General features: G+C 72.1%; 11 protein-coding genes. 9 read left to right on the top strand and 2 right to left on the bottom strand.

Going from position 1 to position 13,587, the window contains the following annotated elements; translation table 11 throughout:
- The first annotated feature begins 56 nt into the window (after positions 1-56).
- The 9 genes from ACSP50_RS18400 to ACSP50_RS45070 all read left to right on the top strand — a co-directional run bounded on the left by ACSP50_RS18400 (position 57) and on the right by ACSP50_RS45070 (position 11,472).
- Positions 57-1,013, top strand: a complete 957-nt coding sequence (locus ACSP50_RS18400; RefSeq protein ID WP_014690751.1) for a transporter substrate-binding domain-containing protein — start codon at positions 57-59, stop codon at positions 1,011-1,013.
- A gap of 58 nt (positions 1,014-1,071) precedes the next feature.
- Complete coding sequence (locus ACSP50_RS18395; RefSeq protein ID WP_014690750.1) at positions 1,072-1,965, top strand: amino acid ABC transporter permease; 894 nt, start codon at positions 1,072-1,074, stop codon at positions 1,963-1,965.
- Positions 1,962-2,741 (top strand): amino acid ABC transporter ATP-binding protein, encoded by a 780-nt coding sequence (locus tag ACSP50_RS18390; protein WP_014690749.1) that lies wholly within the window; start codon positions 1,962-1,964, stop codon positions 2,739-2,741. Before ACSP50_RS18395 ends, ACSP50_RS18390 begins: the two co-directional genes overlap by 4 nt.
- A gap of 2 nt (positions 2,742-2,743) precedes the next feature.
- A complete protein-coding gene (locus ACSP50_RS18385; protein WP_231956967.1) occupies positions 2,744-3,925 on the top strand; it encodes a M20/M25/M40 family metallo-hydrolase in 1,182 nt (393 codons plus the stop codon).
- A gap of 121 nt (positions 3,926-4,046) precedes the next feature.
- Positions 4,047-7,496, top strand: coding sequence for a SpoIIE family protein phosphatase (locus ACSP50_RS18380; protein ID WP_014690747.1), 3,450 nt, complete (start codon positions 4,047-4,049; stop codon positions 7,494-7,496).
- 53 nt (positions 7,497-7,549) lie between these two features.
- Positions 7,550-9,799: a bifunctional diguanylate cyclase/phosphodiesterase gene (locus ACSP50_RS18375; RefSeq protein ID WP_155123541.1), complete on the top strand. Its 2,250-nt coding sequence runs from the start codon at positions 7,550-7,552 to the stop codon at positions 9,797-9,799.
- A 177-nt stretch (positions 9,800-9,976) separates the two neighbouring features.
- Entirely contained in the window at positions 9,977-10,759 is a 783-nt protein-coding gene (locus tag ACSP50_RS18370) for a hypothetical protein (RefSeq protein ID WP_014690745.1), read from the top strand.
- A 141-nt stretch (positions 10,760-10,900) separates the two neighbouring features.
- Positions 10,901-11,269, top strand: coding sequence for a hypothetical protein (locus ACSP50_RS18365; protein ID WP_014690744.1), 369 nt, complete (start codon positions 10,901-10,903; stop codon positions 11,267-11,269).
- A gap of 68 nt (positions 11,270-11,337) precedes the next feature.
- Complete coding sequence (locus ACSP50_RS45070) at positions 11,338-11,472, top strand: DUF4241 domain-containing protein (RefSeq protein WP_369793924.1); 135 nt, start codon at positions 11,338-11,340, stop codon at positions 11,470-11,472.
- Here the strand turns inward: ACSP50_RS45070 and ACSP50_RS18355 are convergent.
- On the bottom strand, positions 11,469-12,077 hold the full coding sequence (locus ACSP50_RS18355; RefSeq protein WP_197688154.1) for a GDSL-type esterase/lipase family protein: 609 nt from the start codon (positions 12,075-12,077) through the stop codon (positions 11,469-11,471). The genes ACSP50_RS45070 and ACSP50_RS18355 overlap by 4 nt on opposite strands.
- A 43-nt stretch (positions 12,078-12,120) precedes the next feature.
- Positions 12,121-13,512, bottom strand: a complete 1,392-nt coding sequence (locus tag ACSP50_RS18350) for a family 43 glycosylhydrolase (protein WP_231956966.1) — start codon at positions 13,510-13,512, stop codon at positions 12,121-12,123.
- Positions 13,513-13,587 lie beyond the last annotated feature (75 nt).

Here is a 13,587-nt window from a genome sequence, read left to right as displayed (position 1 = left end):
ATCATCTGTATCCTCCGTTACAGTGCCGCTTACCCAGCAAGGCATGCGGAGGACACATGAGAATCCGATACCCACGACAGACCGCCGTCCTGGCGGCGGTCGGCACCGCCCTTCTGTTGACCGCCTGTGGCTCCACCCCGTCCACGGCCACCACCGGTGGGTCGGCCGCCGCCACCCCGGTCACGGTCACCATCGCCGGCGCCGGGACGGTCACCACCGACCCGGCGCTGGCCGCCCGGGTTCCGGCCGACGCCCGGGCCAAGGGCTCGATCACGGTGGCGACCAACGCCCCCTACGCACCCTTCATCGACTTCAAGACCAAGGGCGACCAGAGCCATTTCGTCGGCCTCGACTACGACCTGTTCACCGCGGCCGCGGCCCGGCTGGGGCTGCGGGCGACGTTCCAGCAGCAGCCGTTCGACGGTCTGGTACCCGGCCTGCAGGCCGGCAAGTACGACGCCATCGCCGGCGGCGTCACCGACAAGCGGGAACGCGAACAGGTCGCCACCTTCGTCGACTACACGGCTTCCGGCACCGGGTTCCTGGTCACCGCCGGCAACCCGAAGCAGGTGTCCACCGTGGCGAACCTGTGCGGCCTGCGGGTCGGCGCGCAGAAGGCCAGCAACCAGGTCGACAATCTGACGGCGTACAGCAAGGCCTCCTGCCCGGGACAGCCGATCGTGATCAGTCAGTACCCGGCCAACACCGACGCCGTGCAGGCGCTGCTGGCCGGTCAGGTCGACGTGGTCGCGGCCACCCGGGTCAACCTGACCGACGTGGTGACCCAGCTGTCCGGCAAGGTCGCCCTCGCCGACGACCCGGCGGCGCCCAACGGATGGCTGGCCAGCCCGAACGGTTTCGGCTTCCTCAAGTCCCGGGGCGAGCTGGCCACCGCCTTCCAGGCCGCGCTGCAGTCGTTGATCAGCGACGGCACGTACCGCAAGATCCTCGATCAGTGGAAGCAGGCCCCGATCGGGCTCGCCACGATCACCGTCAACCAGCCGATCAACTGACCGTCGACCCGCGGGGGCGTCGCTGGCGCGGCGCCCGCCGCAGTGAAGGAGGCTCGCCATGAGTGTCGATGCCGATGCCGCCACGGCGGCCAGCGTCGCCGGAACACCGCTGCGCGTGGTCCCGCTCCGCCGCCCGGGACGGTGGGTCGCCGCCGTGCTGGCCGTCGCCGGTCTGGCCGCGTTTCTGCAAGCCCTGCTGCGCAGCCCGAACCTGCGCCTGGACGTGATCGGCGAGTACCTGTTCAAGCCGTACATCCTGCACGGTGTGCTGACCACCGTGTGGCTGACCGTCGTCGCGCAGCTGCTCGGCACCGCCGGCGGCACCGCGATCGCCATCATGCGGCTGTCCGCGAACCCGGTCCTGCGCGCGGTGTCGTGGCTGTTCGTCTGGGTGTTCCGCGGCACACCGCTGCTGGTACAGATCATCTTCTTCGGCTTCCTCGGGGCCCTGTTCCCCACCCTCACCCTGACGGTGCCGTTCTCCGGGGACATCCTGTGGAGTCGCCCCACCAGCGTCGTCATCACCGGCACCGTGGCCGCCGTGCTGGCCCTCTCGCTCAACGAGATGGCCTACGCCGCGGAGGTCATCCGCGCCGGGATCCTCTCGGTCGACCGCGGACAACTCGAAGCGGCGTACGCGCTGGGCATGCGGCCCCGGCTGACCATGCGCCGGATCGTGCTCCCGCAGGCGATGCGCGTGATCATCCCGCCGATGGGCAACGACACCATCACCATGCTGAAGTCCACCGCGCTGGTGTCGGTCATCGCCGGAAGCGACCTGCTCACCGTGGTGCAGGGCATCTACACCGCCAACTACCAGGTCATCCCGATGCTCATCGTGGCGGCCCTGTGGTACCTCGCGATCGTGTCGGTGCTCTCCACCGCCCAGTTCCTTGTCGAACGCCGCTTCGGGCGCGGCGTCACCACCACCAACCGGGGGATCACGCGATGACCACTGTCACCGAGGCACCGCCCGCCGTGCGGGCCGAGGGCATCGTCAAGCGGTACGGCGCCGTCGACGTGCTCAAGGGCGTCGATCTCACGGTCGCCCCGGGCGAGGTGTGCTGTCTGCTCGGCCCGTCCGGCTCCGGCAAGTCGACCCTGCTGCGCTGCATCAATCACCTGGAGACCATCGACGGCGGCCGGATGTGGGTCGGCGGTCACCTGGTCGGCTACCGCCAGCAGGGTGACCGGCTGCACGAACTGCGGCCGGCGGAGATCGCGGACCGGCGCCGTGGCATCGGCATGGTCTTCCAGCGCTTCAACCTGTTCCCGCACCTGACCGCGCTCGGCAACATCGTCGAGGCGCCGATCCACGTGCGCGGGCACCGCCGCGCCGAGGCCCGGACCCGCGCGCTGGAGCTACTCGACCGTGTGGGCCTGGCCGACCGGGCACAGGCCTACCCCGCGGAGCTCTCCGGCGGCCAGCAGCAGCGCGTCGCGATCGCCCGCGCCCTGGCGATGGACCCGCAGCTGATGCTCTTCGACGAGCCCACCTCCGCGCTCGACCCGGAACTCGTCGGCGAGGTGCTGGCCGTGATGCGCGGCCTGGCCGCGGACGGCATGACGATGATCGTGGTGACCCACGAGATCGGTTTCGCCCGTGAGGTCGCCGACCGCATCGTGCTGCTCGACGGCGGCACCGTCGTCGAGTCCGGCACCCCCGCCGACCTGCTGGGCAGCCCCCGCCACGAACGCACCCGCGCCTTCCTGTCGAGAATCCGGTGACCGTGACCCCTCCCGACCCCGGTTATCTGCAGCGCCTGGAGACCCTGGTCAACATCGACTCCGGCTCCCGTCACCTCGCCGGGCTGTCCGCGGTCACCGGCCTGCTCGCCGGCTGGTGCGAGCAGGCCGGGATGACGACCACCCGGCATCCGGTCGACGTCGCCGGCGACCCGCACGGTGACGTGCTCGTCGCCCGGATCCGCGGCACCGGCACGGGGCGGATCCTGCTCGCCGGGCACCTGGACACCGTCTTCCCGCCCGGCGAGGCGGCCCGGCGCCCGTTCGCGATCCGCGGTGACCGCGCCTACGGGCCCGGCGTCGCCGACGACCGGGGCGGCCTGCTCGCCGGCCTGGCCGCGGTGCAGGCCCTGCAGCGGGACCGGCGGCACACCTTCGCCGAGATCGTCTACGTCGCCACCCCGGACGAGGAGATCGGCTCACCCGCCAGCCGGGCCCTGCTCGCCGAGCTCGCCGGCGCCTGCGATGTCGCGCTCTGCCTGGAATGCGCCCGGGAGAACGGCGATCTGGTCAACGCGCGCAAGGGCATGACCGACATTCAGATCACCCTGTACGGGCGGGCGGCCCACGCCGGCATCGAACCGCACCGGGGTGCCAACGCCGCGCTCGCCGCCGCCCGGCTCACCGTCGCCCTGCAGCGCCTGAACAACACCGGGCGGGACGTGACGGTCAACGTCGGTGTGCTGCGGGCCGGCGAACGGCCCAATGTGATCGCCGACCGCGCCGACATGCTCGTCGACGTCCGCGCCTCGGACGACGACACCTTCCGCCGGACGCTGCGCCAGATCGAGGATCTGGCCCGGGCCCGGTACGTCGAGGGGGTCAGCGCGTCGGTCGCCTTCATCGCGCCCACCCCGCCCTGGCACGGCACCGACGCGGCGCTGCTCGACGCGGCCCGCGCCGCGGGTGCCGCGACCGGGGTGCCGGTGTCCTTCACCGGCACCGGCGGATGCGCCGACGCCAACCTCATCGCGGGCGCGGGCATCCCGGTGCTCGACGGGCTCGGGCCGGTCGGCGGCGACGACCACAGCACCGACGAATGGATCGATCTCGACTCGGTGCGGCCACGGATCGCCCTGTTGGCCGAACTCATCGCCACCGTTCCCACCGGGCGGTCCGCGGACTCCCCGTCCCGGGCCGGGCTCCATGGGCATCCGGTGCGCTGACGCCGGCCACCACCACCCGGAACCCGGCGGGCTCCGGCCACCCGGGCCGTCGGTGGTGATCGGCCGGAGCCGGGGACGGTACGATGCCGTCGTCATCTCGACGCCGGGCGGAGGTCGCACGTTGAGCGACGCCGACCCGGCGATGCGTGACCGGCCCGCCGCGCGGGAGCCGGCGGCGGCAGCGCGCGCCGCGCAGATCCGGGCCGAGCGCCGGTTCCGGTCGCTGGTCGAGGCCACCGACACGGTCGTCTGGGCACACGATGCGTCCGGGGCGATCACCGAGGAGCAGCCGGCCCTGGCCGGCTACACCGGGCAGCCGTGGCCGGAGCACCGCGAGACCGGCTGGCTGGCGATGATCCATCCCGAGGACCGGGACCGGGTCGCCGGGGACCTTCGCGGGCTGCCCGGCCGGACCGCCCCGCTCGAACAGCGGTATCGGCTGTGGCGTGCCGGCGACCAGGCCTACCGGCATGTGGTGGGCCGGGCGGCCGCGATCCAGGACGAGCACGGCGTGGTGGTGGAGTGGCTCGGCGCCATCACGGACGTCCACAGTCAGGTGGAGGCCGGCGTCGCGGTCCGCCGCACCACCGCGATCATCGACGCCATCCTGCAGGAGGCGCCGGTCGGGATCGGCTGGGCCGACCTGGACCTGCGGCTGCGGCACATCAATCCGGCCCTGGCCCGGATCAACGGCCTGCCGGCCGGGGACCACCTCGGACGGCGTCCCTCGCAGCTCTGGGGCGAGACCGGCCGGCGGATCGAGGAGCTGATGCGCAGGGTGATGGTGGACGGGCCGGTCACCGGGGTCGAGTTCACCGCGCCGGAGCCGGAGTCGGCACTCGTGCGGCACCGGGTGGCCAGCTACTTCCCGATCCGCATCCCGGGCTCCGACCAGGACGTCGGCGTGGGTTTCACCATCGTCGACGTCACCGAACGGACCCGCCTGCTGCAGGCTCTCGGCGAGCAGCGGACCCGGTTCGAGCGGCTGCTGACCACCGACGTGCTGGCCGTCTTCGGCGGGGTCGACGAGGCGATCCTCGAGGCCAACGACGCGTTCCTGAGCATGCTCGGGTACACCCGCGACGACCTGGAGCAGGGGCGGCTGCGCTGGCCCGACCTCACCCCGCCCGAGTGGGCGGAGGCCGACCGCCGGTCCCTGGCCGAGCTGGCCGCCACCGGGCGCAGCAGCGCGTTCCCGAAGGAGTACCGGCACGCCGACGGCCACCGGGTGCCGGTGCTGATCGGGGTGGTCGCGCTGGACCGGGCGCCGCTGCGCTGGCTGGCCTACGCCGCCGACCTGACCGCCGAGCGCTCCGCCCAGGCCGAGTCGCGGCTGTTCCGGGCCCTGGTGGAACGCTCCGGTGACCTGATCGCGGTGGCCCGCATCGACGGCTCGGTGCGCTACGTCAACCCGGCCGGCCTGCGGATGACCGATCGCACCGCGGCGCCCGAGCGGCTCACCGACCTCATCGGTGAGCCGCTGCAGCCGCGGGAGACCGCCCGGGAACCACGCCGGCACACCGCCCGGGCGCTGCCCACCGGCCGGGGCGGTGCTCCGCTCGAGGTGGATCTGCAGGCGTTCACGGTCGCCGGGGACACCGAGACCACGCCGTACCTGGCCGTCGTGGCCCGGGACATGACCGACCGGCAGCGCACCCTCCGGCAGGCCGAGGGGCTGGCCCGGTTCGCCGGGGCGCTGAGCACGGCGACGGACCGGGCGGCGGTCACCGCGACGGTGGAGGGGCTGCTGCCCGCCGTCGTCGAGGCGGCCTCGGCCACCTGGATCCCGGCCAGCGACCCGGCCGGTGCGCCGGACGACGCCGCGGCGTTCGTCATGCCGGTGCCGCTGGAGGCGGGCACCGTCGCCGGCTCCGTGCTGATCCGCTGGGACCGGCCGGTCGAGATCGACGAGCTGCGCAACGTGCTGCAGACCGTCGCCGGTCTCAGCGGTCAGGCGCTGCAGCGGGCCGAGCTGATCACGGCCGCCTCCGGGATGGCCACGCTCGCCGCCCGGCTCAGCGTCACCCGCACCCCGGACGAGGCGATCGCGGTGATGCTGGAGACGATTCCCGCCGCCCTCGACACCACGCTGTGCGGTCTGCTGGTCCGGGAGCAGGGTGACCGGTTGCGGATGTGTCACCGCGACCTGCCGGCGGCGCTGGCCGCCGCGTACACCGGCCTGCGCCTCGACGATCCGCAGCCGATCGTGGAGGCGATCCGGACCGGCCGCCGCATCGTGCTACCCGGCCGGGAGGCGTACCGCGACCGGTTTCCGGCCGTGGCCGACATCGTCGCCGGTCACGGCATCGTCAGCACGGTCGCCCTGCCGCTGCACGACTCGCAGGGCCGCACGGTCGCCGCGCTGGGACTGGGCTGGCCGTATCGGCGGCCGTTCGGCACCGACGGCCTGGCCCGGCTCGACACGGTCGCCGACCTGTGTGAGCAGACCCTGGAACGAACCCGCCTGGTCGCCACCGAACACCAGCTCATCACGCGGCTCGCCACGCGCCTGCACCCCGCTTCGGCGGTGGTGCCGGCGGAGCTCGACATCGCCGTACGCTATCGGCCGGCGCTCTCCGGCCTGGAACTCGGCGGCGACTGGTACGACCTGATCAACCTGCCCGAGGGACGCTTCGCCGTGGTGGTCGGCGACGTGGTCGGCCACCACATCGACGCGGCGGCCGACATGGCGCAGCTCCGCACCGTGATCAACACGCTGATCCGGCTGGAGGTGCCGCTGGAGGAGTTGTTCGCCCGGTTCACCACGCTGGTCGGACGCGACTTCTGGGGCACCGCCGTGGTTCTCGTCCTGGACCCGGCACGCCAGCGGGCCGACATCGTCCGGGCCGGCCATCCGCACCCCGTCCTGCTCGGCCCGGAGCACCCGCCGACGGCGGTGGCGACCGATCGCACACCGCCCCTGGGACTGGTCAACCGCGGTATTCCGGTCACCTCGGTGCCGTTCGTGCCCGGGGCCGCCCTGCTGGCCTACACCGACGGGCTCGTCGAGCGGCGGCACAGCGACTACGACCGTGGTGTCGACGACCTGCACGCCGTGCTCGCCGGCACGGCTGCCGACGCGTGCGCCGACGACGTCGCCGACGCCGTACTGGCCGCGGCCCGCGCCAGCGAGGACGACCAGGCCCTGGTCGTCGTTCGGCACCGTCCGCCGCACCGCACCGACGGGGTCGACGTCCGGGTGCCGTTCACCGGGGAGACGATCGGCGGCCTGCGGCACACCGTCCAGGCGGCGGCGCGGGCCGCCGGGCTCTCCCCCGAGCGTGTCGAGGACTTCACCATCGCGGTGTACGAGCTGCTCACCAACGCCGTGCGGCACGGCGGGGGCGGCGGCGAGCTGACCCTGCGCACCACCGCGACGGCGTTGGTGTGCGAGGTCCACAACGACGCGACGACCGGCGGCGACGTCCGGGTCGGGCCGGTGGCGCCCGCGCCGGACTCCCAGGGCGGCCGTGGTCTCTGGCTGGCCAGCCGGCTCGCCGACGAGCTCGACCTGCGGCTGACCCGGTCCGGCGCGCTGGCCGCCGCCCTGGTGATGCGTCTGGGCACCTGACCTGCCGGGGCGAAGTGGCGGCTCCGGACGCGGGAACGTGCTGTTCTTATCGGGTGACGAATCATGACAAGCCGGGAGACCCGAGCGCTGCCGTGCTGCGCTGGTATCTCGGTCTTGGCGTCATCGTCGTCGCCGCGATCCTGCTGGCGCCGGTGCACCTGCTGATGTGGCTGTACATGGCGGTGGCCGTCGGGGTCCTGTCCGCGCTGGTCACCGGCATCCACCGCTACCGGCCGGTCTGGTCGCGGCCCTGGTGGCTGCTGGTCGGCACGGTGGGCGTCTCGGTGCTGGCCAACACTGTCTGGGCGCTGATGATGACCCCGGCCGGCATACCCCGGTTTCCGTCTCTCGGTGACCTCTGCTACCTGGTGGCGATGGGGCTCCTGGTCAGCAGCGTGTACTGCTGGGTACCGGGGCGCTCCCGGGACGGGCTGATCGACACCGCGATCGCGCTGACCGGCGGCGGCGCGGTGGTCTGGGCGCTCGTCGTGACACCGCTGCTGTCCAGCGGGCGCTTCGGCGGACTGCGGCTGGCCAGCTACCTCCTCTACCTCGGGATCGACCTGCTGATCCTGGCACTGACCGTGCGGGTGGTCGTGGTGTCGCGGGTGCGCACCGCGGCGTACCGGCTGATGGTCGGCGCGGCGACGCTGTGGGCCACCACCGACATCACCTACTACGCCGTCCTGTTCCACCGGCCGTCGGCGCCGCCGGGCTGGATCCAGGTCGGCTGGGTCTCGACGTATCTGCTGATCGGCGCGGCGGCGCTGCATCCGTCGATGGCGCGCAGCACCGGCAGCATGCCGCGCAACGCCACGCCGTTGTCCTGGCTCAGGCTGTCGACCTACGTCGTGCTGACCGTGCTCGTGGCCGGGCTCGGCATCCTCGGCACGGCGAGCGCGGCACCGGCCGGCACGGCGTGGCGGCTGGTCGTGCCGCTGTTCCTCGGCTGCGCTACGTCCGTGCTGCTGATCGGCCGGCTGGCGCAGCTGGGCGCCGCCCTGAACCAGCGGGCCTACCTGGATCCGCTGACCGGGCTCGGCAACCGGGCGGCTCTGCAGGGTGCGCTCGAGCGCCGCGGCACCGACGACCGGGTGCTGCTCGTGCTGGACCTCGACGGGTTCCGCGACATCAACGCCGCCTTCGGGCACAAGGCCGGCGACGCCGTGCTGGTGGAGGCCGGCCACCGGCTGCGGGCCGCGGCACCGAGCGACGCCCTGGTGGCCCGGCTCGACGCCGATTCCTTCGCGGTGCTCGCCGACGGCGCCGACGGGGTGCTGCACCGGCTGGCCGAACGCCTCCGGGCGGCGGTCGCCGCGCCGTATCCGGTGCCGGGGCTGCACCATCGCCGGGTCCGGGCCAGCGTCGGCGCCGTCGTGGTCGGCGCCGGTCAGGACGGCACGACCGCGCTGCGCGACGCCGACCTGGCCCTGCAGAACGCCCGGGCGCAGGGCGACGGCCTGGCGCTGTTCAACCCCGCGGAGTACGCCCAGTGGCGCGCCAACCGCGACCTGATCGCCGATCTGCAGCACGCCCTCGGCGCGGACGAGTTCGCCATGCACTACCAGCCGATCGTCGAACTCGCCACGGGCCGGATCATCGCCGCCGAGGCCCTGCTGCGCTGGACCCGGGCCGACGGAACGCCGGTCTCCCCCGGCCGGTTCATCCCGCTGGCCGAGCAGAGCGGCGACATCATCGTCCTGGGCGAGTGGGTGCTCGCCCGGGTCTGCGCCGACCTGGCGGGCCTCTGGACCGACTTCCAGCTGCCGGTGACGGTGAACGTGTCGGCACATCAGCTGCGCGACACCGGGTTCGCCGCCCGCCTGCTGACCCTGCTGGCCGACACCGCCCTGCCCGGCGCGGCACTGATCGTCGAGATCACCGAGACCGTGCTGGTGACCACCGTCACCGACGCCGCCACCACCATCACGCAGCTGCAGCAGTTGCGCGACCGCGGGGTCCGGATCGCCATCGACGACTTCGGCACCGGTTACTCGTCGCTGGCGTACCTGCGGGAGCTGCCGGTGGACATCCTGAAGATGGACGGCTCCTTCACCTCGCAGCAGATCGCGGACGGCGGCCCGCGGGAGATCGCATTCGTGCGCACCATCGTGGATCTGGGCCGCAGCCTGGACCTGAGCACGCTGGCCGAGGCGGTCGAGACGCAGGCCCAGGCGGACCGCCTGCGTGAGCTGGGCTGCGACCTCGCCCAGGGCTACCACTTCGCCCGCCCGGCACCCGTCGGCCGGCTGCACGAGCTGCTCGCCGCGCAGCGCTGCGGGATCTCCGACACGGCGGCCTGAGGCGGCAGCCCTGGAGTTCGGCCGGCTCGAGGCCGGGCTCTTCCAGATGATGGTCGGCCCGTACAACGACGTACTTGGTCGTGCAGCGGAGCTGGTTCCGGCCGCGCTGGAGAACCGCGCGGAAGCAGCGTCGGCGGCCCGCGAGGCACATACGCTGAGGCACGAGAGGAGACAACCATGCGCACACGCGTCGACCAGATCAGCGACCGGATCTACCGAATCTCCACGTGCATCCCGGATATCGCCCCAGGAGGATTCACCTTCAACCAATTCCTGGTCGATGCCGAGGAGCCGCTGCTGTATCACACCGGCATGCGTCAACTTTTCCCGCTGGTGAAGGAGGCGATTGAACGGATCATGCCGGTGGAGCGCCTGCGCTGGATCTCCTTCGCGCACGTCGAGGCCGATGAGTGTGGCGCGGTCAACAACTTCCTCGCCGTCGCTCCGCATGCACAGGTCGTCCACGGCGATCTCGGCTGCCAGGTTTCGCTCAACGACCTCTGCGACCGAGATCCCCGGCCGCTGGCGGATGGAGAGACCCTCGACATCGGCGGCGCCACACTGCAACGGCGCCTGATCGCGCTACCCACGCCGCACGTACCGCACAACTGGGAGTCGCACATGCTGTTCGAGCAGGAGACTCGCACACTGTTCCTCGGCGACCTATGCACCCAGTTCGGCGACGGGCCGCCCGTGACGGACCAGGCTCCGTTCGAAGCGATCATCGCCGCCGAGGACCTCTTCCACCAGACATCGCTAGGCCCGGCGGTGCTGACAACCTACCGGCGCCTTGCCGACCTTGAGCCCGTCACTCTCGCAGTGATGCACGGTTCGTCCTACACCGGGGACTGCCCAACCCTGCTCAGGATGATCGCGGACATCTACCAGGAGCGCTACGGATGCGGGACACCGCTGCTGGGTCAGCCGCTACCGGCGCACAAGCTTGTCGGTTCAGATTGAGTCGGTGTTTCAGTTGACTGTGGCCGGTAGCATCGCCTTCGGTCACATCATTCCGCGGTACCTCTGAAGCGTAGCCGCGGAGCGCGCGCGCTCTGTCGTATTGCCCTCGCGCAGCGGTAGACGCCGCAGTACGGTCCGCACGTGGACAGCACCCAGCTGCGTGTCGACCGGATCGACGTTTGGCAGACCGATAGAGAGCACACGCTGAGCCTTGCTGCTGCGGGCGTCCACGTGATGCTGGTCCGGCTGCGCTATGACGGCTGGGTGGACGAGGTGATCAACGGCGCTGGGACGGTTGCGCCAGGGCCAGGCGCGTGGACTCTCATCGGCCGACGGTTGACCCTGGAGTTCGACCCACGGGCCGCATCGGCCCTCGGCTTCCACCGCGACTGCCAGCTGTATCTGGATGTGGACGCGGACGGAATCCGGCGTGTCAGGGCCGCGCTGTTGGAAATTCTCGACTGCGCGTGTTTCGTGGTCGACACCGACGAAGGCCGCTTGACCAGCTGATACTCGGTCACTAGTCAAATCCGTGGTGAGACGCCATCACCCTCAGCTCTTATCCGTTAACCCTGGCCGTGGTGAACTGGCCGGATCACAAGCGGGTTGCCGCCGCGCGGCTCACCATCGACAGGAAGCCGGTTCGGTCTTGGGAGATGGCGCTCCGACCGGGCCAGGATTCGGCAGCGCTCAAGCCGGGCGGGGCGTGCTAGCGGGCGACGGCCAGGCTTCGTGCGACGGCGCGCACGGTGGGTGCCAGCGCGTCGGCGATCACCGCGTAGCCGGCGCTCGACGGGTGGAACCGGTCGGCGCTGAACAGGCCGGGGTCGGCGGCGAACCCGGCGGCCGAGCTGATCCCGATGCCGGTCACGTGCGCCCCCGCCGCCCGCGCGGCGCCGGCCTGCGCGTCGTGCAGCAGGGTGCTGGCGGCCCGGACCGCGGGGCGCATCTCGGCCGGCAGCCGCGGGACCACGCTCAGGTCGGGCGCGGGCGCCACGACCACCTCGGCGCCGACCGCCCGCAGCCCGCGCACCGCGGCCTCCAGCTGCGCGGCCGCCTCCGGCGCGGGGACCAGATGGGTCAGGTCGTTGGCTCCCACGATGATCAGCGCCAGGTCGGGCGGCCAGGCAACCGCCGCGGTGAGCTGCGCGGTCAGGCCGGCGCTGCGCGCCCCCGGCACGGCGAAGTTCCGGGTCTGGTGCGCCAGCCCGGCCGCGGTCAGGTCGGCGGACAGGCGGGCGGCGACGGTGTCGGCCGCCCGCGACGCCCCCTGACCGTAGGCGATCGAATCCCCGAGAACCGCGAAGTTGATAACCACGTGATGTGCAACAGCGGTCCCCCCGAACATGTTTCCGGGTCGCTCAGGCGATGTCGATCGCGTCCAGCTCGGCATAGTTGGTGCCCTTGCCGTACGCCACGGTGTTGGTCCCGGCCCGGAGCGTCACCTCCCGCTCGCTGGTCTGCCAGTTGTCCCAGCCGGTGACCGGATAGTCCACGGTCCCGGCCGCGGCCCCGTTGACGGTCAGGGTGTGGCTGGCGGCGCCGGCGTCCGAGCCGTTGGCGTACCGGGTGTACAGGCGGTAGGTGCCGGCCCGGGGCACGCGGACGGTGAAGGTGACCCGGCTGTCGGCGAAGTCGATGCCACCGACCACGACCCCGTTGCTGGCGCCCCCGACGGCGTACCGGGCGTTCGCCCGGGTGAAGTCGGCGTCCTCGGCCTCATAGCGGATCTTGGCACCGGCCACGACCGGGCGGTCGCCCAGCCAGTCGAGCCGTTGGGAATACACCGCGCGGTAGGTGAACGTCGCGTCCCAGCCGTGGAAGAGGATCCGGTCGTGACCGTCGGGGCCGGTCGCGACGACCTGGCCGCCGGGGCCGCGCACCGAGCCGGCGAACGCGTCGGTGGTCATCAGCGGCGCCTCGGCCTTGGTGTACGGCCCGCCCAGGCTGGTCGAGGTGGCGTAGCTGCTCACGTAGCTGCCGTTGCCGAAGAAGTTGGCCGAGTAGAACAGTACGTACGTCTTGCCGTGCTTCCACAGTGTCGGAGCCTCCACCAGGGTGCCCTCGAACGGCTTGTTCTGCTTGATCAGCCGGGTTTCGGTGCCGATCCGGCGCAGCCCGTCCGCGCTGACCTGCTGGAGATGCAGCCAGGTGTCCTGCGCGCAGCAGTTGCCGTCGTTCTTCCACAGGATGTACCGGCGACCGTTCTCGCTGTACGAGGAGGCGTCGATCGCGCCGCCGATCTCCGGGGTGCAGACCAGCGCGGCGTCGCGGGGCACGAAGGGTCCGCCCGGCGACGTCGCGGTCGCGGCCCCGATGCACTGCTTTCCGGACGTACGGTCATGAGCGGTGTACCACATGACGAAGCTCTTCGGTCCGGCGGCGAAGACCTCCGGCGCCCACACGCCGTGATCACCCGCGCCGCCGGGCGGGAACGTCCAGGTCGGGTCCGCCCAGGCGCCCAGCGCGGGCAGGGCGTCGCCGGCCTGCACGGTCCAGCCGACCAGGTCGGTGGAGGTGGCCCACCTGATGTTCCGGCCGTCGCTGTTGGTGGCGTAGGCGTAGTAGGTGTGGCCGGCCTTCATCACGTCCGGATCGGCGAAGTTCTCGTCGATGACCGGCCCGGCCACGTCGGCGCTCGGCGCGGCCGCCGTCGGGGACGATGTCGCGGCCAGGGTCGGGGCGGGTGCCGCGGTGGCGGCGGTGAGCAGGCCGGCGGCCAGGAGCAGGGCGCCGCGTGGGATGCGGGACACGATCACAGGTCCTCCAGTGAGGTCGGTGGATCACTGCCGGAGATGCTCGTAAATTAACGTCTCCGCGCCCTGCTC

The sequence above is a fragment of the Actinoplanes sp. SE50/110 genome (assembly GCF_900119315.1).
Taxonomy (GTDB): domain Bacteria; phylum Actinomycetota; class Actinomycetes; order Mycobacteriales; family Micromonosporaceae; genus Actinoplanes.
Note: the sequence above shows the minus strand (reverse complement) of the source record. Positions and strands in the feature narration are given on the sequence as shown.

Coding starts and splice junctions, on each gene's coding strand:
- ACSP50_RS18400 (WP_014690751.1), top strand. CDS start 57: ATGAGAATCCGATACCCACGACAGACCGCCGTCCTGGCGGCGGTCGGC.
- ACSP50_RS18395 (WP_014690750.1), top strand. CDS start 1,072: ATGAGTGTCGATGCCGATGCCGCCACGGCGGCCAGCGTCGCCGGAACA.
- ACSP50_RS18370 (WP_014690745.1), top strand. CDS start 9,977: ATGCGCACACGCGTCGACCAGATCAGCGACCGGATCTACCGAATCTCC.
- ACSP50_RS18390 (WP_014690749.1), top strand. CDS start 1,962: ATGACCACTGTCACCGAGGCACCGCCCGCCGTGCGGGCCGAGGGCATC.